Source organism: Mesorhizobium sp. M0018 (assembly GCF_040323955.1).
Lineage (GTDB): Bacteria > Pseudomonadota > Alphaproteobacteria > Rhizobiales > Rhizobiaceae > Mesorhizobium.
In genome coordinates, this window is sequence record NZ_JAMYVL010000092.1 from 1 (window position 1) to 646 (window position 646).

The window sequence follows — 646 nt, forward strand, 5'->3', positions numbered from 1 at the left end:
GGGCGCACGACGAGCTCGGCCTCTGGCCGGAGCGGCTGATTGCCGACACCGGCTACGGCTCGGCCGAAATGCTGAACTGGTTGGTGCATGAGCGTGGGATCGAGCCGCATATCCCGGTCTTCGACAAGTCTAGGCGCAAGGATGGCACCTTCTCGCGCGACGACTTCACCTACGACCATAAGGCCGATACATACATCTGTCCTGGCGGGAAGACGCTCAGGCAGCGCCAGAAGACCTATCGGATGCCACACCCTCTCGTCGACGAGAATGGCATGATGCGCTATCGCGCCAGCAAGCTGGATTGCGACGCCTGTGCCCTGAAGCCCAGCTGTTGCCCGAAGGAGCCGGCGCGCAAGGTGCTGCGCTCGATCTATGAGGGCGCGCGCGACATGGCCCGCGACATCGCAAAGACAGACGCCTACCAGACCTCACGCTATCAGCGGAAGAAGGTGGAGATGCTGTTCGCGCACCTCAAGCGCATCCTGAAGCTCGATCGATTGCGATTGCGCGGCCCCTGTGGTGCCCGCGATGAGTTCCACCTTGCAGCCATCGCCCAGAACCTCAGGAAATTGGCCAAGATTTGCACCCTCGGAACAAACGTCCGAGCCACTTAAGGCGAGGAGGTCGCGTCGACCTTAATCAAGAC

Annotated in this window: 1 protein-coding gene; it reads left to right on the forward strand. The window is 61.5% G+C overall.

Annotated features, from left to right (window positions below; all coding sequences use genetic code 11):
• The coding region (locus NKJ81_RS32595; RefSeq protein ID WP_352542992.1) for a transposase at positions 1–614 on the forward strand (614 nt) is incomplete at its 5' end.
• Between the last annotated feature and the right edge of the window lie 32 nt (positions 615–646).